Source organism: Nocardia tengchongensis, assembly GCF_054781395.1.
On sequence record NZ_BAAGUM010000012.1, the window covers coordinates 24,760 to 48,124 of the forward strand.

20 protein-coding genes are annotated in these 23,365 nt (G+C 69.6%); 13 read left to right on the forward strand and 7 right to left on the reverse strand.

The genetic code is table 11. The features are described from left to right. Window positions 1–150: 150 nt before the first annotated feature. The 5 genes from ACYVKL_RS24740 to ACYVKL_RS24760 all read left to right on the forward strand — a co-directional run bounded on the left by ACYVKL_RS24740 (window position 151) and on the right by ACYVKL_RS24760 (window position 7,970). Window positions 151–1,110, forward strand: a complete 960-nt coding sequence (locus ACYVKL_RS24740) for a bifunctional riboflavin kinase/FAD synthetase (protein ID WP_379173797.1) — start codon at window positions 151–153, stop codon at window positions 1,108–1,110. Between the two features lie 176 nt (window positions 1,111–1,286). After that, window positions 1,287–1,556 (forward strand): 30S ribosomal protein S15, encoded by a 270-nt coding sequence (gene rpsO, locus ACYVKL_RS24745; protein ID WP_213556830.1) that lies wholly within the window; start codon window positions 1,287–1,289, stop codon window positions 1,554–1,556. 446 nt (window positions 1,557–2,002) lie between these two features. Continuing rightward, complete coding sequence (locus ACYVKL_RS24750; RefSeq protein ID WP_213556829.1) at window positions 2,003–4,264, forward strand: polyribonucleotide nucleotidyltransferase; 2,262 nt, start codon at window positions 2,003–2,005, stop codon at window positions 4,262–4,264. 157 nt (window positions 4,265–4,421) lie between these two features. After that, entirely contained in the window at window positions 4,422–5,711 is a 1,290-nt protein-coding gene (locus ACYVKL_RS24755; RefSeq protein WP_379173864.1) for a M16 family metallopeptidase, read from the forward strand. An 84-nt stretch (window positions 5,712–5,795) separates the two neighbouring features. Beyond that, window positions 5,796–7,970 (forward strand): serine/threonine protein kinase, encoded by a 2,175-nt coding sequence (locus tag ACYVKL_RS24760; protein ID WP_379173794.1) that lies wholly within the window; start codon window positions 5,796–5,798, stop codon window positions 7,968–7,970. A 346-nt stretch (window positions 7,971–8,316) separates the two neighbouring features. Here ACYVKL_RS24760 and ACYVKL_RS24765 read toward each other — a convergent pair whose 3' ends face one another. Further along, complete coding sequence (locus ACYVKL_RS24765; RefSeq protein WP_379173792.1) at window positions 8,317–8,664, reverse strand: ArsR/SmtB family transcription factor; 348 nt, start codon at window positions 8,662–8,664, stop codon at window positions 8,317–8,319. Window positions 8,665–8,756: 92 nt separating this feature from the next. Between ACYVKL_RS24765 and ACYVKL_RS24770 the strand changes: the two genes are divergently transcribed. The 3 genes from ACYVKL_RS24770 to ACYVKL_RS24780 all read left to right on the forward strand — a co-directional run bounded on the left by ACYVKL_RS24770 (window position 8,757) and on the right by ACYVKL_RS24780 (window position 12,485). Next, window positions 8,757–10,001 carry an MFS transporter gene (locus ACYVKL_RS24770; RefSeq protein WP_379173790.1) on the forward strand — a complete coding sequence of 415 codons (1,245 nt, stop codon included), beginning with the start codon at window positions 8,757–8,759 and terminating at the stop codon, window positions 9,999–10,001. A gap of 213 nt (window positions 10,002–10,214) precedes the next feature. Continuing rightward, window positions 10,215–11,624, forward strand: coding sequence for a pentapeptide repeat-containing protein (locus ACYVKL_RS24775; protein WP_379173788.1), 1,410 nt, complete (start codon window positions 10,215–10,217; stop codon window positions 11,622–11,624). Window positions 11,625–11,708: 84 nt separating this feature from the next. Then, the gene (locus tag ACYVKL_RS24780; RefSeq protein ID WP_379173786.1) at window positions 11,709–12,485 is read left to right on the forward strand and encodes a hypothetical protein; all 777 of its coding nucleotides are present in this window, start codon (window positions 11,709–11,711) and stop codon (window positions 12,483–12,485) included. Between the two features lie 3 nt (window positions 12,486–12,488). Here ACYVKL_RS24780 and ACYVKL_RS24785 read toward each other — a convergent pair whose 3' ends face one another. Further along, window positions 12,489–13,142: a class I SAM-dependent methyltransferase gene (locus ACYVKL_RS24785; RefSeq protein ID WP_379173784.1), complete on the reverse strand. Its 654-nt coding sequence runs from the start codon at window positions 13,140–13,142 to the stop codon at window positions 12,489–12,491. Between the two features lie 75 nt (window positions 13,143–13,217). Here ACYVKL_RS24785 and ACYVKL_RS24790 point away from each other — a divergent pair, with 75 nt between their 5' ends. Beyond that, entirely contained in the window at window positions 13,218–14,333 is a 1,116-nt protein-coding gene (locus tag ACYVKL_RS24790) for an alcohol dehydrogenase catalytic domain-containing protein (RefSeq protein WP_379173782.1), read from the forward strand. A gap of 180 nt (window positions 14,334–14,513) precedes the next feature. Further along, a complete protein-coding gene (locus ACYVKL_RS24795; RefSeq protein ID WP_379173779.1) occupies window positions 14,514–15,662 on the forward strand; it encodes a serine hydrolase domain-containing protein in 1,149 nt (382 codons plus the stop codon). A 30-nt stretch (window positions 15,663–15,692) separates the two neighbouring features. On the opposite strand, the gene ACYVKL_RS24800 is transcribed toward ACYVKL_RS24795, so the two are convergent. Continuing rightward, window positions 15,693–17,261, reverse strand: a complete 1,569-nt coding sequence (locus ACYVKL_RS24800; RefSeq protein WP_379173777.1) for an esterase-like activity of phytase family protein — start codon at window positions 17,259–17,261, stop codon at window positions 15,693–15,695. A 158-nt stretch (window positions 17,262–17,419) separates the two neighbouring features. Between ACYVKL_RS24800 and dapB the strand changes: the two genes are divergently transcribed. Genes dapB through ACYVKL_RS24815 form a run of 3 tightly spaced genes read left to right on the forward strand, consistent with a single transcriptional unit; the run spans window position 17,420 to window position 19,369 of the window. Further along, the gene (dapB, locus tag ACYVKL_RS24805) at window positions 17,420–18,175 is read left to right on the forward strand and encodes a 4-hydroxy-tetrahydrodipicolinate reductase (protein WP_379173775.1); all 756 of its coding nucleotides are present in this window, start codon (window positions 17,420–17,422) and stop codon (window positions 18,173–18,175) included. After that, window positions 18,172–18,666 (forward strand): hypothetical protein, encoded by a 495-nt coding sequence (locus tag ACYVKL_RS24810; RefSeq protein ID WP_379173772.1) that lies wholly within the window; start codon window positions 18,172–18,174, stop codon window positions 18,664–18,666. Before dapB ends, ACYVKL_RS24810 begins: the two co-directional genes overlap by 4 nt. A gap of 55 nt (window positions 18,667–18,721) precedes the next feature. Beyond that, window positions 18,722–19,369: an SRPBCC family protein gene (locus ACYVKL_RS24815; RefSeq protein ID WP_379173770.1), complete on the forward strand. Its 648-nt coding sequence runs from the start codon at window positions 18,722–18,724 to the stop codon at window positions 19,367–19,369. Between the two features lie 74 nt (window positions 19,370–19,443). On the opposite strand, the gene puuE is transcribed toward ACYVKL_RS24815, so the two are convergent. Genes puuE through ACYVKL_RS24835 form a run of 4 tightly spaced genes read right to left on the reverse strand, consistent with a single transcriptional unit; the run spans window position 19,444 to window position 23,340 of the window. Beyond that, window positions 19,444–20,361 carry an allantoinase PuuE gene (gene puuE / locus ACYVKL_RS24820; RefSeq protein ID WP_213556819.1) on the reverse strand — a complete coding sequence of 306 codons (918 nt, stop codon included), beginning with the start codon at window positions 20,359–20,361 and terminating at the stop codon, window positions 19,444–19,446. Further along, window positions 20,358–21,386 carry an allantoicase gene (gene alc / locus ACYVKL_RS24825; protein ID WP_379173768.1) on the reverse strand — a complete coding sequence of 343 codons (1,029 nt, stop codon included), beginning with the start codon at window positions 21,384–21,386 and terminating at the stop codon, window positions 20,358–20,360. The genes puuE and alc overlap by 4 nt, the downstream gene beginning before the upstream one ends. Beyond that, window positions 21,383–22,597: a DUF6986 family protein gene (locus tag ACYVKL_RS24830; protein ID WP_379173766.1), complete on the reverse strand. Its 1,215-nt coding sequence runs from the start codon at window positions 22,595–22,597 to the stop codon at window positions 21,383–21,385. The genes alc and ACYVKL_RS24830 overlap by 4 nt, the downstream gene beginning before the upstream one ends. Continuing rightward, complete coding sequence (locus ACYVKL_RS24835) at window positions 22,594–23,340, reverse strand: aspartate/glutamate racemase family protein (protein ID WP_379173764.1); 747 nt, start codon at window positions 23,338–23,340, stop codon at window positions 22,594–22,596. The genes ACYVKL_RS24830 and ACYVKL_RS24835 overlap by 4 nt, the downstream gene beginning before the upstream one ends. Window positions 23,341–23,365: the final 25 nt, after the last annotated feature.

Below are 23,365 nucleotides of genomic sequence, written 5' to 3' on the forward strand. Positions count from 1 at the left end.
CGCGGTTTCACACATCGGCGCGCTCGCTGATAGAGACGCCGGTGGCGCAGCGGCCCGGACCGGTGAACACACGGTGACAGGCATGCTTCGGGCAGGCTGCAGACACACCGCCGAATATTGTCCGAGACGCGCTTTAAGTAGGCTTCCGGTGTGCAGAGATGGCGAAGCCTCGACGAGATGCCCGCGGACTGGGGCCGGTGTGTCCTCACCATCGGGGTATTCGACGGCGTGCACCGCGGTCACGCCCAGCTCATCAGCCGTGCGGTGAAATCCGCTGCGGTGCGCGGCGTTCCGTCGGTCCTGATGACCTTCGACCCGCACCCGGTGGACGTGGTGCGCCCGGGTACGCATCCGCCGCAGCTGTCCACCCTGGACCGGCGCGCGGAACTGGTCGAGGAACTCGGCATCGACGTGTTCGTGGTGATGCCGTTCACCCGCGACTTCATGAAGCTCACCCCCGAGGAGTACGTCGAGGAACTGCTGGTGAACCGCCTGCAGGTGTCCGAGGTCGTGGTGGGCGACAACTTCACCTTCGGCAAGCAGGCCGCCGGCACCCTCGACACCATGCGTGAGCTGGGCCGCCGCTACGGCTTCGAGGTCGACGGGGTGCAGCTGCTCGGCGAGCACGCGGTCACCTTCTCCTCCACCTACATTCGCGGCTGCCTGACCGAGGGCAACGTCAGCGCCGCCGCCGAGGCGCTGGGCCGCCCGCACCGCGTCGAAGGTGTCGTCGTGCACGGCGACGGCCGCGGCAAGGGCCTGGGCTTCCCCACCGCCAACGTGGCCCCGACCATGCACGCCGCCATCCCCGCCGACGGGGTGTACGCGGGCTGGTTCACCGTCCTCGAGCCCGGCGACCCGCTGGCCGGGGAACGCCACATGACGGCCATCTCGGTCGGCACCAACCCGACCTTCGACGGCCGCAACCGCACCGTCGAGCCGCACATCCTCGACTTCGACGCGGACCTCTACGGCAAGCACGTGGCCGTCGACTTCGTCGACCAGCTGCGCGGCATGCGCAAGTTCGAGTCCATCGAGGAACTGGTCGAGGCCATCCGCCGCGACTGCGACCAGGCCCGCAAGGTGCTCGCCGGCGAGACCGAGGAATAGGGCTCCCCAGGGCCGATTTCCGCGACAGCGGATCGTTCCGGTAGGCTGGCCAGTCGGGTTTGCTGCGGTCCGCGGTGGCGCCCACCCCAGGTTCTCGTCAGGGGTTTCAGGGGCTTGCCCCTGAGAGCCCCGAGAGTTGGGCAACCCTCGAGCGCGGTCTGAAACAAGGAGTATCTGTGGCTCTCACCACTGAGCAGAAGTCGGCCATCCTCGCCGAGTACGGCGTCCACGAGAAGGACACCGGTTCCCCGGAGGCGCAGATCGCGCTGCTGTCGAAGCGGATCGCCGACATCACCGAGCACCTCAAGAAGCACAAGCACGACCACCACACCCGCCACGGCCTGATGGCGCTGATCGGTCGTCGCAAGCGGCTGTCGAAGTACCTGCAGGACAAGGACATCAACCGCTACCGTTCGCTGATCGAGCGTCTCGGCCTGCGTCGCTGATTTCAGTGGCACTCTCTCGGCCCGCCGAGGGATACTCTCTCGGCCAGCCGAGGGACATGACCTCTGTTCGCAGAGGTAGTTGACGAACCGGCCAACGGGGAGGCATAGAATCCTTCTCGTTGGCCTTTCGTATATGTGGCCGGAGGTTCCCCACGAGGGGGGACACGGCCGGGTATACGCCAACACGAGCCGTATGCACCCGTCGCGTGGCGTCGGTCTTCGGTAGTGGCTTTTCGGGGCGCGAAGTATGAGATGAACCATGCGCGCCCGGAGGGCTTCGATCGATGACCGCCTCCGCGTCGCCGCATCCAAGGGGATGCCGGCCGGGTGTGCGTGCGATAGCCACGAGGGCTGCCGCGCGCCCATGCCGGGTACGGCTGCGAGCCGGAGGGCACGTGAGAGACGCGTGCCGAATCCGGCGAAGACGAGAGGTTGAGATAACAAAGATGTCTGACACCCAGACCAGTTCCGCCGCCGAGGTCGAGCCCGGCGTTTTCGAGTCCGTCGCCCTGATCGACAACGGCGCCTTCGGTACTCGCACCATCCGTTTCGAGACCGGCCGCCTGGCCAAGCAGGCCGCCGGTTCCGTGGTCGCCTACCTCGACGACGAGACCATGTTGCTGTCGGCCACCACGGCCTCCAAGCAGCCCAAGGACCAGTTCGACTTCTTCCCGCTGACGGTGGATGTCGAAGAGCGCATGTACGCCGCGGGCCGCATTCCCGGCTCGTTCTTCCGTCGTGAGGGCCGCCCCTCCACCGACGCCATCCTGACCTGCCGCCTGATCGACCGGCCGCTGCGTCCGTCCTTCGTCGACGGCCTGCGCAACGAGATCCAGGTCGTCGTGACCGTCATGTCGCTGGATCCCAAGGATCTGTACGACGTGGTCGCGATCAACGCCGCCTCGGCGTCCACCCAGATCGCGGGCCTGCCGTTCTCCGGCCCGGTCGGCGGCGTGCGCGTCGCCCTGATCGAGGGCCAGTGGGTCGCCTTCCCGACCGTCGAGCAGCTCGAGAACGCCGTGTTCGACATGGTCGTCGCCGGCCGCGTGGTCGAGGGTGACGTCGCGATCATGATGGTCGAGGCCGAGGCCACCGACAACGTGCTCGCCCTGATCGCCGACGGCGCTTCGGCTCCGACCGAGATCGTGGTCGCCGAGGGCCTCGAGGCCGCCAAGCCGTTCATCGCCCGCCTGTGCAAGGCGCAGTCGGACCTGGCCGCGCTGGCCGCCAAGCCGACCGGCGAGTTCCCGGTCTTCCTGCCCTACCAGGACGACGCCTACACCGCCGTCGAGGGCACCGCGAAGGTTCCGCTGAACAACGCGCTGTCCATCGCCGGCAAGGCCGAGCGCGAAGAGAAGATCGACGAGATCAAGCTCGAGGTGCTCTCCGCGCTCGCCGACGACTTCGTCGGCCGTGAGAAGGAGATCGGCGCGGCCTTCCGCTCGGTCACCAAGAAGCTGGTCCGCCAGCGCATCCTGACCGACAGCTTCCGCATCGACGGCCGCGGTCTGGCCGACATCCGCGCGCTGTCCGCCGAGGTCGCCGTGGTGCCCCGCGCCCACGGTTCGGCGCTGTTCGAGCGTGGCGAGACCCAGATCCTGGGTGTCACCACCCTGGACATGGTGAAGATGGCGCAGCAGGTCGACTCGCTCGGCCCGGAGACCTCCAAGCGCTACATGCACCACTACAACTTCCCGCCGTTCTCCACCGGCGAGACCGGTCGCGTGGGCTCGCCCAAGCGTCGCGAGATCGGCCACGGCGCCCTCGCCGAGCGCGCCCTGATGCCGGTGCTGCCGTCGCAGGAAGAGTTCCCGTACGCCATCCGTCAGGTGTCGGAAGCGTTGAGCTCCAACGGTTCCACCTCGATGGGCTCGGTCTGCGCCTCGACCCTGTCGCTGCTGAACGCCGGTGTGCCGCTGAAGGCCCCCGTCGCCGGTATCGCCATGGGCCTGGTGTCGGACACCGTGAAGAACGACAAGGGTGAGGACGAGGTCCGCTACGTGGCCCTCACCGACATCCTGGGCGCCGAGGATGCCTTCGGCGACATGGACTTCAAGGTCGCCGGTACCCGCGAGTTCGTCACCGCCCTGCAGCTGGACACCAAGCTCGACGGCATCCCGTCGCAGGTGCTGGCGGGCGCGCTGAACCAGGCCAAGGACGCCCGCGACACCATCCTGGACGTGATGGCCGAGGCCATCGCCACCCCGGACGAGATGAGCCCCTACGCTCCGCGCGTCACCGCCATCAAGATCCCGGTCGACAAGATCGGCGAGGTGATCGGACCCAAGGGCAAGGTGATCAACCAGATCACCGAGGACACCGGCGCCAACATCTCCATCGAGGATGACGGCACCGTGTTCGTCGGTGCGACCGACGGCCCGTCGGCGCAGGCCGCGATCGACGCGATCAACGCCATCGCCAACCCGCAGCTGCCGAAGGTCGGCGAGCGCTTCCTGGGCACGGTCGTCAAGACCACCGCCTTCGGCGCGTTCGTGTCGCTGCTCCCGGGCCGCGACGGTCTGGTCCACATCTCGAAGCTGGGCAACGGCAAGCGCGTCGCCAAGGTCGAGGACGTGGTCAACGTGGGTGACAAGATCCGCGTCGAGATCGCCGACATCGACAACCGCGGCAAGATCTCGCTGGTGCCGATCGACGAGGATTCGGACAACTCCGCCTCCTCTGCTGCGGTCGACGCGAACGCAGAGTAATCATTTCTCTGTGACGAAGAAGCAGTCCGCGGTGCGCGCGGGTTCCGCGCGCACCGCGAAGGACTCCGCGCCTGCCGCGAAGAACAACGCCCCCTTGCTCCGGAGCCTGGAGCAGGGGGGTTCTGCGCTGGCGCTCGACCGGAACGAGTCTGCGGCAATGGATATCGGCGTACGCCGGACGGTGCTGCCCGGTGGCCTGCGAGTGGTCACCGAGCATGTGCCGGGAGTGCGATCGGCCTCGATCGGCGTGTGGGTCGGCGTCGGCTCGCGCGACGAGGGACCCACGGTGGCGGGCGCCGCGCACTTCCTCGAGCATCTGCTGTTCAAGGCCACGCCCACGCGGTCGGCCCTGGCCATCGCCGAGGCCATGGACGCGGTCGGCGGCGAGCTCAACGCGTTCACCGCCAAGGAACAGACCTGCTACTACGCCCACGTCATCGACGAGGATCTGCCGCTGGCGGTGGACCTGGTCGCCGATGTGGTGCTCAACGGGTTGTGCCGGGCCGAGGACGTGTCGGTGGAACGTCAGGTGGTGCTGGAGGAGATCTCCATGCGCGACGACGATCCCGAGGACATGGTCGGGGACGCCTTCCTGAGCGCGCTGTTCGGCGACCATCCGATCGGCCGCCCGGTGATCGGCAGCGTCGAGTCCATCGAGGCCATGCAGGCCGGCCAGCTGCGTTCGTTCCATCAGCGCCGCTACCGGCCCGACCGCATGGTGGTGGCGGTGGCCGGCAATATCGAGCACGAGCACACCGTCGAACTGGTGTACCGCGCCTTCGAGCATCGCCTCGAGACCGGACTGGAGCCCGCGCCCCGGCGGGAGGGCAAGTACCGGCCGCGCGCCAATCCGGAACTGCTGCGCATGCACCGCGACAGCGAGCAGGCGCACCTGGTGTTCGGCACCCGAGCTTTTGGCCGCCACGAGGGTGAGAAGCGCTGGCCGCTGTCGGTGCTCAACACCGTGCTCGGCGGCGGCTTGAGTTCGCGGCTGTTCCAGCGCATCCGGGAGGAGCGTGGCCTGGCGTACTCGGTGTACTCCAGCGTCGACACCTTCGCCGACACCGGCGCGTTCTCGGTGTACCTGGGCTGCCAGCCCGAGAACCTGGGCCGGGTGGCCGATTTGGCGCACGGCGTGCTGCAGGAGGTGGCCGCCAACGGCATCACCGACGCCGAGTGCGCCCGCGCCAAGGGGTCGCTGCGCGGCGGGCTGGTGCTGGGGCTCGAGGACTCCGGGTCGCGGATGAACCGCATCGGACGTTCGGAGCTCAGCTACGGCAATCACCGCAGCGTGTCCGAAACCCTCGCTCGCATAGACGAAGTCACCACCGAGGAGGTGTCGCGGATCGCGGCGTCGCTGCTCGCGCGGCCCTTCGGTGCGGCGGTGGCGGGGCCGTATCGGCGCACCCGTGAGCTGCCGGCGGCGGTCCGGAATCTGGTCGGCTGACAGACTTACTCGGCAGTAGTCCCGTGCGGCCGGTGAGGTATGCCCGTTTGTGGCTATGATCACCTCGCCGGAATGGGAGGGGTCGTGGTCGAACCAGGTGAGAACTTCGCCGGGTATGTCATCGAACGTGAGCTCGGACGCGGCGGGATGGGTGCGGTCTACCTCGCACGCCATCCCCGCCTGCCGCGTTGGATCGCACTGAAGCTGTTGAACGCGGAGTACCACGGCGACAGCGAGACTCACGCGCGATTCGAACGCGAGGCCGACCTCGCGGCCCGGTTGAATCACCCCGGCGTGGTCACCGTCTACGACCGCGGTGTCGAGGACGGGCGACTCTGGATCGCCATGCAGTACGTCGACGGCATCGAAGCCGAATCGGTCACCGACATGACCGCCGAGCGGGCCGTCGAGATCGTCGCGGCCACCGCCGACGCCCTCGACTACGCGCACCGGGTCGGCGTGCTGCATCGAGATGTCAAGCCCGCCAACATCATGCTGGCGCGCGAGACCCGCGAACAACAAGCGGGCGTCCTGCTCACCGACTTCGGGATCGCGCGACTGCAGGAGGACACCGGCCGCCTGACCGGTTCCGGCTCGGTCATGGCCACCCTCGCCTACGCCTCCCCGGAGCAGCTCCAGAATCATCCGGTGGACCACCGCGCCGACCAATACTCCTTGGCCTGCACCCTGTTCCGCCTGCTGACCGGCGTGCCGCTGTTCCGCGCCGCCGACCTCGGCGCGATCGTCAAAGCCCACCTCTACGACAACCCGCCCCCGATCGCCAGTCTGCGACCGGAGCTGCCCGCGACCCTGGATCCGGTCCTGGCCCGCGCCCTGGCCAAGAACCCGGACGACCGGTACCCGACCTGTTCGGACTTCGCGGCGGCCGCGCAACGCGCCCTTGCAAGCGGGGCCGCGGCCGAGAGCGCCCACGCGCCGCCGCGCCTGCGCACCACGGACACGTCCACGCGACGGGCCATCCCGCCGTCGGTCGCCCGCCGGGGAACCAGGAACGCGCCGGGTTCGCGAGCGGCGCAATCGGATTCACCGGCCGGCCGGTGGCAGCAATCGGACCCATCGGCGCGGCGCGGACAGCAGTCGAACACGCCGGCGGCGTGGCCGAGACAGCAGTCCGATGGGCCGGCGACAAGACAAGGGCAGCAGTCGAACACGCCTGCCGCCTGGCCGAGACAGCAGTCCGAACCGCCCGCGACAAGACAAGGGCAACAGCCGGACGCGCCGACGGCCTGGCCGGGGCAGCAGCCCGAGGGGTCGGCGCGGCGCGGCCAGCAGCCGGAAGCATCGGCACGGCGAAGACATCCGTCGGAGACCACCGGCGCTCGGCGTGTGCATCCGTCGGAGGTCACCGGGTCGCGGCGAATGAACCCGTCGGAGACGACCGGCGCGCGGCGAGCCCACCCCTCGGAGATCACCGGGTCGCGGCGAGTGCATCCTTCAGAGGTCACGGGGGCACGGCGAGCGGTCCAGCCCGAGGGTGGGGCACGTCGGACCCCGCCGTCGGAAACAACGGGGGCGCGGCGGATTCCGCAGTCGACGGCGGTGCGTTCCGGCCGGCTGACCGACATTCCCGCGCTGTTCGGATCGCGCACCGACCGCCACCTGTCTCCGCCATCCCGCATGACGCCGCCGGGCAGCGGCCGCCGAATGGGCGGGCTGCGCACGCTGCTGGTGATGAGCCTGTGCCTGGCGGCCGCGCTGGGTGTGGTGGTCTTCCTGATGAGCCCCTCCGGCCGCGGCGCCAAGCCGAAGGCGGCCGCACCCGAAATCGCGGAGATCAGTGCGGCTTTCCCGGGTCTGGTACCGCGCTCGCCCGAACTGGGTTCCGGCTTCAACTCGGCCAGTTGCCGGGTGGTCGATCACGACACCAAGGATTTCCTGCCGCCCTTCGCTTTCGAGGGTTGGGCCGCCGCGTGGGACTGCCAGTACTCCGCCGATCACGACGTCCGCGAGTACATCGTGTTCGCCTACGATTCGGCCGCAGTGGCGCGCTCGGCTGCGCGCCGGATTCGGCCGATCGGCAGCGCTCTGGAGGATCTGACCTTCAAGGAGTACTGCGGGGCGAAGCAGTACGTGAACCACCGCTTCGACGCCTCCGTCGACGTGCCGTCCACGGTCTTCGCCACCTCGTTCTTCGATGACCACAAGCGCGACAAGTTCCTCATGTACACCCGCGGCGTCCCGGCCACCCCGTCAGGTGTCGTCGACTGGTGGAAGTCCTTGCCGCTCACCCAGTCCTGATCCGCTCACCCAGTCCTGATCCCACCCGGTCGGCGGGTGACCGATCCGGGGGTGTCGGCAGCGCGCCGGCGGACCCTACCGCTCGTTCGAACCCGCCTGCGGCCCGCCGGTGGGGTCATCGGTTGTCGCAGCCGTCTTCGCCGATGTAGTCGACCGGTGGAAGTCGCTACCGCTCACCCGGTCCGGATCGTCGCAGATTGCACGGCGGCTTGATCCAGCGGAGTCCAGGTTCGTCCGGTCGTCGGGACAGATCTTCCCGCGCGTCGTGCGCGGCGGCGAGACGGTGACAGACAGGCGAGAAGTTCGCGGCCACCGGTCCTCATTCGCGGCAACACGGTTCGCTGGATCAGTCGGTGTTGCTGCTGTTGTCCTCACGGATGTCGGTGAGTTCGCGGTTGGCGGCGGCGAGGACGGCCGGGAGCAGGCCGGGGAGGGCCGCGTCGAGGTCGGCCGCGCGGAGGCGCAGGTGGGTGTTGCCCTCGATGGTCACGCGTTCGGTGACGCCCGCCTCGCGCAGGATCTTGAAGTGGTGGGCGGCGGTGGACTTGCTGACGCCGTCGTAGGTGAGGCTGCATCGGATGGGGACACCCGCGTCGGCCAGGCGGCGGACGATTTCCAGTCGCACGGGGTCCTGTAGCGCGCCGAGCACCGCGGGCAGCGGGGCCACGGCGGGCAGCGCGTCGGCGTCGGTCATGACCTACCTCACTCGATAACTGGTTTGATCGTTGTCGAACCTCGGCTACGGTTGAGTTCGACAAGAATCAAACTTACCTGATGGGGGCCGCGATGGCATCGGCGACAGCGGTGGCGACACGAACCGAACAGGGCAGTCAGAGCTGGGCCTACGCGCTCGTTCTCGCGGCCAGCGGTGTAGCGCTCGGTGTCTCGGGGGCGCCCGCACCGCTCTACGGGCTGTATCAGAAGAGCTGGCACTTCTCGCCGCTCACCACCACGTTCGTCTTCGCCGTCTACGCGGTGGCCGCGCTGGGCGCGGTCCTGGTGTCGGGCCGGATCTCGGATGTGGTCGGCCGCAAGCCGGTCCTGCTCGGTGCGTTCGCCACCATGATCGTGGGCCTGGTGGTCTTCCTGTTCGCCGACAATGTGGCCATGCTGCTGCTGGCGCGAGCGCTGCACGGGGCCGCCGTCGGCGCGATCGTGGTGGCCGGGGCGGCGGCGCTGCTGGATCTACGGCCACAGGCCGGCGCGCGGTCGGGCCAGCTGTCCGGGGTGGCCTTCAATGTCGGTATGGCCGTGGCGATTCTGGGGTCCGCGGTGCTGGCCCAGTACGCCCCGCATCCGCTGCGGACCCCGTACGTGGTGATCACGCTGGTGTGCCTACTGATCGCGGCGGGCGTGCTGGCGCTGCGGGAACCGCACACGGCGCGTCGGAAGCAGCGCATCACCATCGCCAAACCGGCGGTGCCGCAGGAGATCCGCGGTGATTTCTGGTTCTCGGCGCTGGGCGTGATGGCGGCCTGGTCGGTGCTGGGCGTGCTGCTGTCGCTGTACCCGTCGCTGGCCTCGGCCGAGACCGGCATCCACAATCTCGTGTTCGGCGGCGCGGTGGTGGCCTCCACGGCGACCGCGGGCGCACTCGCCCAAGCCGTCGCGGGCGGTATCCCGGCGCGCCGCGCGGCCATCGCCGGCGACATCGGGATGGCGATCGCGCTGCTGCTCACCATCCCGGCCTTGAACACCCACAACTGGGTGCTGGTACTGCTGGCCGGACTCGCGCTGGGCGGCGCCTTCGGGCTGGGCTTCGGCGGATCGCTGCGGCACCTGTCCAACGTTGTGCCGCAACACAAGCGGGGCGAGACCATGTCGGCCTACTACCTGCTGGCCTACTCGGCCATGGCGGTGCCGACGGTGGTGGCGGGCTGGGCGGCCACCACATGGGGGCTGAGCACGGTCTTCCCGTGGTTCGTCGTGGTGGTCGCGCTGGCCTGCCTGGGCGCTGCCGGGATGGGCTTGCGCCGCAATGCCGAGGCCGCCAAGGCCGAAGCGGCCGAGGTCGCCGCCGCGGTCGACTGAACTGCCCGTCGCGACCGTCACGCTTCCTGAACAGTCCGAATCGCATCCCCCGGTGACCGCATGTCGCCGGGGGATGCGGCGTTCGGGGCGAAACGGATTGCGGTGTCCGAATTTTCGGGTGCGCGAAGTCGGGGTGGAATTGCCGCATCCGATGCGTGACCGGACCCGGATCGCTATTCTTCGGCTATGCGGCGGTGGAGGTTCGGTGGGGTGGTGAGCCGAACGGTACAGCGGTCGGGTCTGATGGTGTCGGTGCTGGGCGCCGTGGCGGGCGGGCTCGCCATCGCCGGTATCACCTGGTGGGGGCTGTGGCATTTCCTCGGCGCGAAGGCCGAGACGCCGAATCAGCTGGACCTGAGCCGGATTTCGCTGGCGGTGGCGGCCGGTATCGGTGGCGCGGTCGCCCTGGTGGTGGCGTATCGGAAACAGCGGGACGCCGAGCGCGGGCGCTTCGCCGAGGTGTTCGGGGCCGCCGCCCGCCAGCTCGGCGACCCCGACGTGGCGGTGCGCATCGCCGGGGTCTACGCCATGGCCGGGGTGGCCGACGAGTTCTCCGCCCGCTGGCGGCGGCAGCAGTGCGTGGACGTGCTGTGCGGCTACCTGCGGCTGCCCTACGCGCCGGAGGAGGGCGCCAGTCACCTCGTCTCCAAGTCGCAGCGCATCGAGGACAACGGCACCGCCGTGGAACGGGTGTACACCTATCGCCAGAACGACCGGCAGGTCCGCGACACCATCGTGCGCGTGATCGCCGAACACCTGCGGCCCTCGGCCGAAACCCGATGGTGCGACTGTGATTTCGACTTCACCGACGCGGTGTTCGAGAACGCCGACTTCCGCTACACCGTGTTCGCGGGCCGCAACACCCGTTTCACCAACGCCATGTTCCTCAGCGGCCGCATCGTCACCTTCGAGAAGGCGCGGTTCCTGGGCAAGCGGGTCACCTTCCGCGGGGCCATCTTCCGCAGCGCCGCCGTCTTCGACCACGCCTCGTTCGCGCACACCGAGGTGGGCCGCGCCGACCGCGCGACGACCGGCGTCACCTTCTCCGAGGCCACCTTCGGTGGCGGCGGCAGCTTCGAGGGCGCCGAATTCCGCGGTGCGCGAACGGCGTTCGACCGCACCACCTTCGCGGGGGAGCGGACCAGCTTCGCCGACGCCGTCTTCGCCGCCGAGTCGACCTCCTTCGAGCGCGGCGTGTTCGACGGCGAGCGGGTCACCTTCACCGGCGCCGAATTCACCGGTGCGCGAGTCACCTTCGCCGATGCCCGCTTCTGCACCGACTCCAGCTCCTTCGACTGCGCCCGCCTGGGCGCGCCGATCCGCTGGCGGAACGGGCGCACCCAGGAGGTGTCCTTCGCCCGCACCGAGTACCACGGCACGGTGTCCTTCGCCGACGCGGTGTTCGCGGGTCGCAAGGTGGTGTTCGCCGGCGGCGACTTCTTCGGCGACATCTCCTTCCGCCGCGCCGCCTTCGACGCCCGCGACATCAGCTTCGACCGGCCCAAGGCCTGGGTCGGCGTGCACTTCGACTGGGACGACAGCCCGACCGCCAAACCGTCGCACATCAGCCCGACCCCGTGGCCGCCCGTGCCGGCCGAATCCGCCTCCGAACTCGCCTCCTGACCCGCTCGCGGGCTTTTCGCCCGTTTTGCCCGATGCTCACCCGTGGGATAGCTTGCAAACGGGTTGAGTCGAGGGGGTTGGGCGGTGGCGGGCCACGGCGTCGGTTGGGTTCTCGCGGTAGCGGTGTTGCTGCTCGGCCTTGCCGCGGCCCTCGCGATCCGGGCCGGCAAAGCGCCGAATCCGGCAAGGGATTCGAACGCGGCTGCGCACACCGGGCGGCCCCGGCGGGCGGGTGCGGTGGCGTTCGCGGCCCTGGGCTGGGTCCTCGTCTTCGCCACCGCGACCGCCACTCTCGCGCCCATGTCCCGGGAGACCATCGCGGGCACGGCCATCGGCGCACCACCCGAACTCGTGCCGGCCGGGCAGCCGACCACCTCGGCCAAACCGCCTGCCCCCGACCCGATGGCGTCGCTGAAGCCGGGCGATTGCGTCGAAGTCCCCATCGAACGGGCCCGCGACGCCGCGGGCGCGCCGACCTGGAAGGCGGGCAGCCCCGAACCGTCGGATTGCGCTGCGGTGGACGCGAACTACCGGGTGCTGCAGATCGGCCCGGACCCGTGCACCGACCCGCTGTACACCCTCGACTCCGCCCCGAAGGACAAGTCCGGCAAGGCCCGCTATCACCTGTGCCTGACCTTCGACTGGCGCGCCGGGGTCTGTTATGACACCACCGCCATGGACGCCCCCTCGAAGGTCGACTGCGCGACGCGCGGCGAGCATGTCGTCCAGGCTACCGCCGTGCTGGCGCCCGCCACCTCCGGCGCGTCCTGTCCCCGGGACGGCCGCGGCGCGGTCTGGGTGATCTGGCGCAAGCTCGAGCTCACCGTCTGTTTCCGCGGCGGCGACAACCCGGGGACGTGAGGATCAGCGGCGCTTGCCGACGGTGATCACGTCCGGAATCAACCAGGACGGCAGCGGCCGTGCGACCTTGCGCTGATCGACGACCTCGAAACCGGCGTCGGTCAGCAGCTTCCGGGTCTCGCGCGGTGACGGCGCGTGCGCGGGGAAACGCGGGCTCCGGGTCAGCTGCTGGATCGGGCGCGACGCCGGACCGGAGGGATGCATCGTCGCGATGGCCACCAGGCCGCCGGGCGCGAGCACCCGATGGAATTCGCGCAGCGCCACCGGATGGTCGAAGAAGTGGAACGCGCTGGTGGTGACCACGGCGTCCAGTTCGCCGTCGGTGAAGGGGAGGTGCTCGGCGGCGGAATGCCGCCACCGCACCTCGGAGGAGCGAGTGCGCGCCTGCTCCAGCATGCCCGCCGAGGCATCCACGCCGTAGACGGCGTCGGGCCGCAGTTGGCGCTGGATCCGGGTGGTGAGAATGCCGGTGCCGCAGCCGATGTCGGCGATCCGCCGGGACCCGGCGGCGCGCAACTCGGCGACCATCTGATCCTGCGGCGGGCGGTAGACGAGATGCTGCAGGGCCGCGGTGTCGTAGGCGCGGGCGACATTCCCCCAGAACTGCGTCACCACATGGTTGAAGGCGCGGTTGCCGGTGGTCGGCGAAGTGGTCATAGGTGCTCCTGTCCGGCCTCCATGGAATCAGATTCCGGACTGTCTGGGAAGGTGTGATGGAGTAGCGTCGGGCGCATGAGGATTCGTGGTGCCGTCCTGGAACAGATCGGGGCGCCGACGCCCTTCGCCGACTCGAAGCCGATCACCATCAGTGAGCTGGACCTGGGCGAACCCGGGCCCGGTGAGCTCCTGGTCCGGATCGAGGCCGCGGGCCTGTGCCATTCCGACCTGTCGGTGGTGGACGGCAACCGCGTCCGCCCCGTCCCCATGTTGCTGGGTCACGAGGCCGCCGGTCGCATCGAGGCCGTCGGTCCCGGCGACTCCGATCTGCGGGTCGGTCAGCGCGTCGTCATGACCTTCCTGCCCCGCTGTGGCCAGTGCGCCGGCTGCGCCACCGAGGGGCGTACTCCCTGCGAGGCGGGCAGTCTGGCCAACAACGCCGGCGAACTGCTCGCCGGCGGCAGGCGATTGCTGCGCGGGGGCGCCGAAGTCCATCACCACCTGGGTGTCTCGGCCTTCGCCACGCACGCCGTGGTCGATCGCCGCTCGGTGGTTCCCGTGGACGACGACGTCCCGCCGGACGTCGCCGCGGTGCTGGGCTGCGCCGTGCTCACCGGCGGTGGCGCACTGCTGAATTCGGCCAAGCCCGGTCCGGCCGATCGCATCATGGTGGTCGGTCTCGGTGGCGTCGGCATGGCCGCGGTTCTGGTGGCCGCCGCCCTGCGCGCCGAACACGGTAACGAGGTCATCGCCGTGGACACCGTCCCCGAAAAGCTGAAGACCGCACTCGAACTCGGCGCGACCGCCGCCTACACGCCCCAGGAGATCGCCGAAGGCAACATCCAGGCCGAGGCCGTCGTCGAGGCCGCCGGCAACATCCGCGCCTTCGAAACCGCGGTGGCCGCCACCGCTCCCGGCGGTGTCACCGTCACCGTCGGCCTGCCCGCCCCCGACGCCCGCGCCAGCATCTCCCCGCTGGGCCTGGTCGCCCAGGGCCGCACCATCATCGGCAGCTACCTCGGCTCCGCGGTCCCCGCCCGCGACATCCCCGAATTCGTCCGCATGTGGCGCGAGGGCAAGCTCCCCGTGGAACGCCTCGTCTCCTCTCGCATCCGGCTCGACGAAATCAACGGGGCCATGGACGAATTGGCTGCCGGCCATGCCCTGCGCCAGGTGATCGTCTTCGACTGACCGGATGGCTCGCCGCGGGCGGCAATGCCCGCGGCGAGCATCGGTCGGGGTCAGCCGAAGGTCGGGGTGACCGTTCTCGTGCAGACCGGCATGGTGCATACCGGTGCGCACCCGGGCTGGCTTGTCTCGCAGGACCTGATTCAGGTTCCCTCCTAAACTAGAACGTGTTCTAATTCGTCCGTGAACGGATTCGTGGACGGCCAGGTCGACCCGGCCTTCCGGGCGGTACGGGATGTGTTCGAAGCGAGCTTCGCCGACGGGCAGAACGCGGGGGCGGCCGTGGCGGTATTCGTCGACGGCCGTCCCGTTGTCGACCTGTGGGGCGGGGTCGCGGACGCTCGGACCAACCGGCCCTGGCTACGGGACACCGCAGTGGTCACGTTCTCGTGCACGAAGGCGGTCACCGCCACCGCGGCGCTGCGGGTGGCGCACGAACACGGTGTGGGCTGGGACGACCCGGTGACCAGCTGGTGGCCGGAATACGGTGCCGCGGGCAAGGATTCGACCACGCTCGCGGATCTGCTGACCCACCGCGCCGGCCTACCGGCCTTCGACCGCGCCGTCTCCGCCGTCGAGGCCGCGGACCCGACCGCACTGGTGGCCGCGCTGGCCGAACAGCGTCCGGTCTGGGAACCGGGCACCGAACACGGGTATCACGCACTGACTTTCGGATGGCTGCTCGGTGAATTCGTACGCCGCCACACGGGTGCGACCGGCGGCGAGTACGTGCGCCGGAACTTCGGCGAACAGCTGTGGATCGGAGCGCCGCCCGCGGGCGTGGCCCCCGCGCGCGTCGGCTTCCCGCCCGCCGCGCAGCAGCAGTGGACCGACCCCGACCCGATCGACGCCGCGACGGTGGCCGCGATGGCGCTGGCCTACCGGGACCCCGAGTCACTGGTGCTGCGCGCCTCCACCAATCCTCGGTTCTCGCACAATGATCCGGAGGTGCTGGCCGCCGGCTGGCCCGCCGTCGGCCTGGTCACCTCCGCGCGCGGACTCGCGCGCTTCTACAACGATCTGGTGGCGGGGGAGTTCCTGCCGCCGGACGTGCTCGCCCGAGCAGTCGGTGAGCAGGTGCGAGGCCGCGACCGGGTGCTGCTGCTGGAGAGCGCCTACGGCCTCGGCTACGTGCTGCCGTCGGAGAACATGATCCTGCCCGCGTCCGCGGCGGCGACCGCCTTCGGCCATCCCGGCGCGGGCGGTGCGATCGGTCTGGGCGACCTCACCCACCGAGTCGCGATCGCCTTCACCCCGAACCTGCGCCGGGACTGGCTCTCCGGCGACCGCCGCGCCTACAACCTGGTCGACGCGGTCTACAGCGCGCTGTGAGCGCCGTGGACCGCGTCGAATCGGGTTGCGCTACTTGACGGTCAGGGTGACCGTCTTGGTTTCGGTCTTGGCTGGCAGCTTCGTGGTGTCGACCGCCAGGATCTCCCCGGTGTCCTGCACGCCGTTGGGAAGGATCTTGGCCTTGAGCCCGAACGGCGGCTGATCGCCGGTGAGTCCCTCGATGCCGAAGTCGCTGTCGTTGGAGATGTAGAGCGTCTTGCCGTGGTCGTTGGTGGCCACGCCCTCGATCTTGTCGTGGCCGAAGAACTTTCCGTCGGCGTTGAGGCTGTCGAGCAGCCCGCCCAGGTCGAGGTTGCTGTTCTTGGCGACCGCGGTGATGCCCGCCTTCTTCAGCGCGGCGATGGCGTCGGCGGTGGGAACCGTGCCGACGTAGACCTCCAGCGGCTTGCCCTCGATCAGCAGGCCCTTCTCCGGGTCGTACTGCGCGCCCGCGATTTTCGCGTCCGGGCCGATGTCGGTGGCGCCGGAGATGTCGACGGTCCACAGCTTCTTGTTGGCCTTGGGAGCCTTGTTGCCGTCCCGCTCGTCCACCAGGAAGGTGGTGTTGGACAGCGCGGTGATCTCGGAGTCGGCCAGCTTCTCCTTGGGCGCTTCGAGCGGGAGCGCGAATTCCTTGACCGCCTTGGTCTTCAGGTCCACGGTCACGATGCGGGTCACCGGGGTCTCACGGGCATTGGTGACGCCCGGCGAGTTCAGCGCGCTCTGGATCACGCCGACCAGGGTGCTGCCGTCGGGGGTGACGGTCAGGCCTTCCATGCCCTGGTTGGGGGTGCGGAACGCCAGCTCCTTGGGCAGGCCGCGGCCCGGCGCGAGCCGCTCCAGCTCCACACCCTTGGCGTCGAAATGCACCATGAACGGGCCGTATTCGTCCGAGACCCAGAAGGTGCCGTCGGCCAGGGCGACCAGGCCCTCGCTGTCGATGCCGTGATCGGTGGGCGGCAGCACCTTGCCGGTCAGGTCCTTCATGGTCTCGCCGGTGCTCGCGGAGCTGTCGACCAGGCCGTTGAACGGCTGCCCGGCCGGATTCTTCAGCAGGATGGTCGATTCCACCACGGCCTTGTTGCCGACCAGCTTGAGCTTGGCGATCTGCGGCGTGAAATCGGGGACGGGCGCGATCTTCTCGTTCTTGGCCTTGCCGTCCACGTTCGGGCCGCGGTCGGTCAGCCCGTAGAACTCGTCGGTGGAGCCCGGCACCGGGGTGAACGCCGAACCGTAGGCGCTGGCCTGCACCGGCACCCCGCCGAACTCGCCGATCGGCGGAATGTCGGTGGTGAACAGCTGGACCGCGTCGGTGGTGGTGACGGTGATGGAGTCCGAACCGGTGTACCCGGCCGCCGGGGTGTACACCAGCGCGCCGTCGAGGCGGCGGCTCAGCGTGCCGTGCTGCGGGTCGGCGACCGCGACCGCGGCCCGGCCACCGGTCTTGGCCAGCAGCTGGTCCAGCGGGATCACCAGCGGCCGGCCGGCCGTGGCGGTGAAGTCGGCGGAGTCGGATCCGGAGGAGCAGGCGGCGGTGACGGCGGCGGCGCAGACGGCAGCGGCGACGACTGCGCGACGGGTCGCGGGACGAATTCTCACCCTGGAGTCCTATCTGCCCGATCGAACCGGTGATTGACGGCTGTCTGAACACTCCACGCCCAGCTCGTGAACCACGTGGCCACCGGCCTGTGGGTCCGGTGATTCACCGACCCGATAGGCTCGACGCAGTCCAGAGTGGGTGTAGGTAAGGAGACCAGGTGACCACGAACCGGATCCGGGTGGGTGTGCTCGGGGCGCGCGGCAAGGTCGGGCAGAGCATCTGCGCGGGCGTCGAGGCGGCCGCGGATCTGGAGTTGGTGGCGCAGGTCGACAAGGGTGACGCCCTCGACGCGTTCACCGCCGCCGGCACCCAGGTCGTGGTCGACTTCACCCACCCCGACGTGGTGATGCCGAACCTGAAGTGGCTGGTGGAGAACGGGATTCACGCTGTCGTCGGCACCACAGGCTTCGACGCCGCCCGGCTCGAGGAAGTCAAGGGCTGGCTGGCCGCCAACCCCGGGGTCGGCGTGCTGATCGCCCCCAACTTCGCCATCGGCGCCGTGCTGAGCATGCGGTTCGCCGAGCAGGCCGCGCGCTTCTTCGACTCCGTCGAGGTCATCGAACTGCACCACCCGAACAAGGCCGACGCGCCGTCGGGCACCGCCTTCCGCACCGCCGCGCTCATCGCCGCGGCTCGTGAGAAGGCCGGAGTCGGCCGCAGCCCCGACGCCACCAGCCAGGAGCTGGAGGGTGCGCGCGGCGCGGACGTGGACGGCGTGCGGGTGCACTCGGTGCGCCTGGCCGGGCTGGTCGCGCACCAGGAGGTGCTCTTCGGCACCCAGGGCGAGACGCTCACCATCCGCCACGACTCGCTCGACCGCACCTCCTTCGTGCCGGGTGTGCTGCTGGGCGTGCGCAAGACGCCGCTGCGGCCCGGTCTGACCGTGGGCATCGACCCGCTGCTCGACCTGTGAGCGCGGCCGAAACGAACAACAGCCGCGAGGTCTTCAAACGGGTCGGTTTCATCACCGCCCTGGTGCTGGTTCTCGGGTTCTATTTCGTGCTGCTGGGGCGGATCGCGTTCAGTCTGATCGGCTCCGGCAAGCCCGCGGCCGTCGGACTGGGCGCCGGCGTGCTCATCCTGCCGTTGCTCGGGGTGTGGATCGTGGCGACCAGTGTGCGCGCCGCCTTCGCCCACCAGCATCTGGCCCGGCGCATGCACGACGAGGGCGGCGAGCTGGATGTCTCCGACCTGCCGCGCCGCCCGTCCGGCCGCATCGAGAAGGCCGCCGCCGATGAGCTTTTCGAGCAGGTGAAGGCCGAATTCGAGGCGGACCCGGAGAATTGGCGCACCAGCTACCGGGCGGCCCGCGCCTACGACTATGCCGGGGATCGCACCCGTGCGCGCGAAATGATGAAGCGCGCAGTCGATTTGGAGCGCGCCGAGCGCGGCGGCTCCCGATAGCCACCGTTTCGCCGGATACCTGCCGGTAGGTTGCGACCGGAGTAAAGTCCGGCGGGTGAGGTTCACGGTGGGTTACGCGCTGGCCATCGCCTGCGCGGCAATGGGGACGCCGACGGCGGCATCGGCGGTGGCACGGGCCGATTCCGCGCCGTCCTGTATCGAGTCGGACAACGACTACAAACTGGAGTGGCAGGTCAGCTGGTCGATCTACGAGGCCGAGCAGAGCAACCCCGACGACGGCCGGGCGGTGACCGAGGTGGATCTGCCGATCACCATCGACGCCCCGCTGGACAAGGTGTGGTCGGTGTACAGCGACTTCCGCAGCGGCCTGGGCCGCCACTCCTTCCTCAAGGACATCATCGTCCACCGCACCTGCGACGAGGACGGCGTGCAGGTCACCGATTTCACCGCGCTGGAAGACATTCCGATGGGGCCGATCACCTTCCCCGGCCACACCCAGGCCCGGCAGCGCCTGCACCCGGACGAGAACTACTACACCTCCGACACCTGGGACATCCCCAACGTCACGACCCACCAGGTGGTCACCTTCACCGACAACGGTGACGGCACCACCACGGTCAACGAGCACCTGAAGTTCGTCGCCGACCAGGCGCTCATCGCCTTCACCGCCGACAACGGCGTCGCCGCGCACCTGGCCTCCCAGGAAGCGGTCAAGGCCGACATCGAAAACGGCACGCTCTGAGACGAATTCGTCTCCCGCACGCACGAGCGGCCCGGAACCTGGTGGTTCCGGGCCGCTTTCACGTCACCGCGGGCTCAGGGTGCGGGGTGCACGCTGCGCCAGTGCTCGGCGATGTCGATGCGCCGCGCCAGCCACACCTTGTCGTGCGACTGCACGTAATCCAGGAACCGCTCCAGCGCCTTCGCCCGCGCCGGCTTGCCCGCGATCCGGCAGTGCAGCCCGACCGAGAGCATCTTCGGCGCGCCCGCCTCGCCTTCGGCGTAGAGCACGTCGAAAGCGTCCTTCAGATAGCTGAAGAACTCCTCGCCGTTGGCGAAGCCGGCGGGGGAGGAGAACCGCATGTCATTGGTCTCCAAGGTGTACGGCAGCACCAGGTGGTCGCGGTCGCCGACCTTCACCCAGTAGGGCAGATCGTCGGCGTAGGAGTCGGAGTCGTAGACGAATCCGCCGTGCTCCACCACCAGTTCGCGGGTGCTCGGCGAGTCCCGGCCGGTGTACCAGCCCTTGGGCGCCTCACCGAAGAGCTTGGTGATGATGCGCACCGCTTCCTCGAGATGCGCGCGCTCGGTCTCGGCGTCCACGGACTGGTAGGAGATCCAGCGCAGGCCGTGCGAGCAGATGTCGTAGCCGAGCCGCTTGAACGCGGCCACGGCCTCCGGGTTGCGTTCCAGCGCCCGCGCCACCCCGAAGATCGTCAGCGGAATGCCGCGCCCCTCGAACAGGCGCAGCACCCGCCACAGTCCGGCCCGCGAGCCGTACTCGTAGATGGTCTCCATCGACATGTGCCGGTCCGGGAACGCCGCCGCCGGAACGATGTCCGACAGGAAGGTCTCCGACGCCTCGTCGCCGTCGAGCACATTGTTCTCGCCGCCCTCCTCGTAGTTGAGGACGAAATTGACGGCGATATTCGCATTGCCCGGCCACTGCGGGTGCGGCGGGTTGGGGCCGTAACCGACCATGTCCCGCGGGTAATTCGGGTCCAAAGCGCTCATGCCTGTCCATTTTCCAGCTCGGCGCGCAGTCGCGCGCGGGCTTCGCCGGTGAGCGTGCCGAAGAGCCGCAGCCGCGCCAGGCCGCCGTCGGGGAACGCGTCCAGACGGACCTGGACCACGGCGTCGGCGGCGTCGATCAGGAAGCGGTGGCGGGTGTCGGGCTGCAAACGGGTGCGGCCCAGCAGTTCCACCTCGCTGCCGTCGGCGCGGATGCCGGTCAGCGAGCCCGCGCCCGGGCTGTTGAACAGGAAGTACGAGGTGTCGATCTCCGCGGCGGTGATGACGCCCTCTTCGGCCAGCTGCACCAGCACCCAGTCGTTGGTGTTCTTGTCGCGGCGGCGCGCGGTCTCCCAGCCGTCGCCCATGCTGCGGGCGCGGCCCGGCATGAGCACGTTCTGCGGGTGCGAGTAGAAGCGGTTCGAGCAGTCGGCGATGAGGCCGCCGTTCTCGATCGCGGCCAGGTCGAACGGGCCCGCCTCCAGCCAGGCCGGATCCGGCTTGGCGACGCCGTGCACGCGCAGGCGGGCGATGCCGCCGTCGGGGTACATGCGCAGGCGCACATGGGTGAAGCGGCGCGCGGAGTCCACGGTGAACGGGTTCTCCGAATCGCCGTCGACCTTGGCGCGGTCCACGAGGGTGGTCCAGCCGTCGGCGGCGACCAGCTCGTCGACCGACGGATGGCCTTGCACCGCAATGGCTTCCACCGACACCTCGGGCGGGTAGTTGCCCTTGAACCACGCGGTGTCCACCACCACGCCCTTGATCACGCCGGGCACGCCCAAGCGGATGATCGCGGTGTGGCAGGCGTCGATGTCCGGGTGGCCGCCGTCCTCGCCGCGCTGCCGCAGCGTCTCCCAGCCGTCGTAGACCTGGCCCTTGTGGCCGAAGGTGGCGGGGGAGTAGGTGGCCGCCTCGGGCCGGATCAGGTTCTCCCGCTCGGCGAAGGACTCGTCATCGGCCCACAGCACCGCGCCACCCAGGGTGCGCACGGCCAGATCGGGAAGCAGCGTGAAGTCGTCGCTCATAGCGCCGGAATCTTCCTTTCTCGCAATTGATGCAATACCTCGACGGTGGCTTTGGGCGCGATCGCGATCACTTCGGCGGGATCGAAAGCGCCGCACTCCAAGCCGCGCAGCACCACCGTCGCCAGGGCCTGCGCGGTGGCCGGTTCGTCCATCACCGCACCGCCCTGGCGATCCAGGTAGCGGCCGATGCGCGGGGCGGCGACGCCCAGGGCATCGCGGAAGAACGCGAAGGTGGCCAGCCAGCGGGTCACCAGGTGACCCGCGCCCATGTCCCAGCCCTGGTAGTAGCCGCGTTCGAGCGACCGGGTGACCAGGCGGAAGTGCCGGGCCACCGCCGCGCGCACCTCGGCGTCGGTGCCCAGCGGCAGCACCTGGGTGGAGCCGTCGCACACCCACACGCCGGTGGTGGCCGCGGCGGCCTGCATGACGGCCTTGGCGTGGTCGGCGACCGGGTGCTCCAGCGACTGGAACTTCGGCGCGATCCCGCAGGCGGCGCTGTAATCGTAAGTGCCGTAGTGCAATCCGGTGCAGCGTCCGGCCGAGCGCTGGATCAGCTGGGCGACCGGGGAGGTGCCGTCGGCGGCGATGATGGCCTGCGGGCTCTCGATCTGCAGCTCGAACTTCAGCGAGCCGGCGGCCAGCCCGTGCGCGGTCTCGACGGCCTCGCACAGGTCGACGGTGATGTCGGCCTGCTCGATGTGGCGGATCTTGGGGACGGTGAACACGAAACCCTCGGGCACCCCGCCCGCACCTTCGAGCACCTTCTCCAGGGTGCGCACGGCGCGCGCCCATTCCAGGGAGGTCAGGCCCTTCATCCGGATGCCACGCGAACTCACCTCGGGGGCAAGGGCTTTGAGCACCGCACCGGCGTGCAGGGCGTCACGGTCCTCGATCTCGTCGCCGCGGGTGCCGTAACCGTCCTCGAAGTCGAAGCGCAGGTCCTGGATGGGGCGCTCGCTCAGCGCCGCGAAGACCCGATCGACGACGTCCTCGCCCGCCAGCTCGGCCAGCAGCTCGCGCTGCTCGGCGGCGAGTTCCAGTGCGGCCGCGCCCCATTGGTTCGGCAGGTCGATCGAGGCGTCCGCGCCCGAGGCGTACGCGGTGTGCACCGGCTGTCCCGGGCGATCACCCGGGTAGCGGCGCGCCAGCTCCGAATCCACGTCCCGCAAACGGGATTCGATCCCGCCCAATGTCTCCGGTGGCACCCTCACGCACGGGCCTCCTTCTCCTCGATGCCGAAATCGGCGAGCAATCCCACATACCGTTTGGGCAGTGGGGCCGCGAATTCCCCGCGGCCGGACTTACGCAGCTTCATGGTGACCAGCGACTGCACGGTCAGGGTGGCGGCGGCGACGCCGTCGATCACCGGCACCCCCACCTCGTCGCTCAGGTACTCGCACAGATCCGCCATGCCCGCGCAGCCGAGCACGATGGCATCGGAGCCGTCGGCGGCCACCGCCTCGCGGCAGGCGTCGGCGATGACCTTGCGGGCCTTGGGGTCCTCGAGTTCGAGCACCGGGATCTCACAGGCGTGCACGTTCGCGCAGAACCGTTCCATCCCATAGCGTTCGGCCAGATCCCAGGCCCGGCCCGCGGTGCGGCCCAGCGTGGTGACCACGCTGAACTTGCGGCCCAGATGGCTGGCGTACTGCATGGCCGCCTCGGCGATGCCGATCACCGGGCCGCGCGCCAGCTCGCGCGCGGCGTCCAGGCCGGGGTCCCCGAAACAGGCGATGACGTAGCCGTCCACGCCCTCGGCCTCGCCGCGCGCGATCTCGGCGAGCAGGCCGGGCACGGCCAGCGCCTCGTCGTAGTGGCTCTCGATCGAGGCCGGGCCCATGGTCGGATTCACGCCCTCGACCAGGGTTCCCGGCGCTGCCACCAGCTTGGCGCTGGCCTCGATGAGCGCGGTCATGGCCGCGGTGGTGTTCGGATTGATGACTCGAATGCGCACGGTTCTCACCGGTCCTCGAAGGTCG

Excerpts from the sequence above, each read along its gene's own strand:
- ACYVKL_RS24770 (WP_379173790.1), top strand. The coding sequence starts at position 8,757 with ATGGCATCGGCGACAGCGGTGGCGACACGAACCGAACAGGGCAGTCAG.
- ACYVKL_RS24790 (WP_379173782.1), top strand. The coding sequence starts at position 13,218 with ATGAGGATTCGTGGTGCCGTCCTGGAACAGATCGGGGCGCCGACGCCC.
- ACYVKL_RS24765 (WP_379173792.1), bottom strand. The coding sequence starts at position 8,664 with ATGACCGACGCCGACGCGCTGCCCGCCGTGGCCCCGCTGCCCGCGGTG.
- ACYVKL_RS24750 (WP_213556829.1), top strand. The coding sequence starts at position 2,003 with ATGTCTGACACCCAGACCAGTTCCGCCGCCGAGGTCGAGCCCGGCGTT.
- alc (WP_379173768.1), bottom strand. The coding sequence starts at position 21,386 with ATGAGCGACGACTTCACGCTGCTTCCCGATCTGGCCGTGCGCACCCTG.
- ACYVKL_RS24785 (WP_379173784.1), bottom strand. The coding sequence starts at position 13,142 with ATGACCACTTCGCCGACCACCGGCAACCGCGCCTTCAACCATGTGGTG.
- puuE (WP_213556819.1), bottom strand. The coding sequence starts at position 20,361 with ATGAGCGCTTTGGACCCGAATTACCCGCGGGACATGGTCGGTTACGGC.
- ACYVKL_RS24755 (WP_379173864.1), top strand. The coding sequence starts at position 4,422 with ATGGATATCGGCGTACGCCGGACGGTGCTGCCCGGTGGCCTGCGAGTG.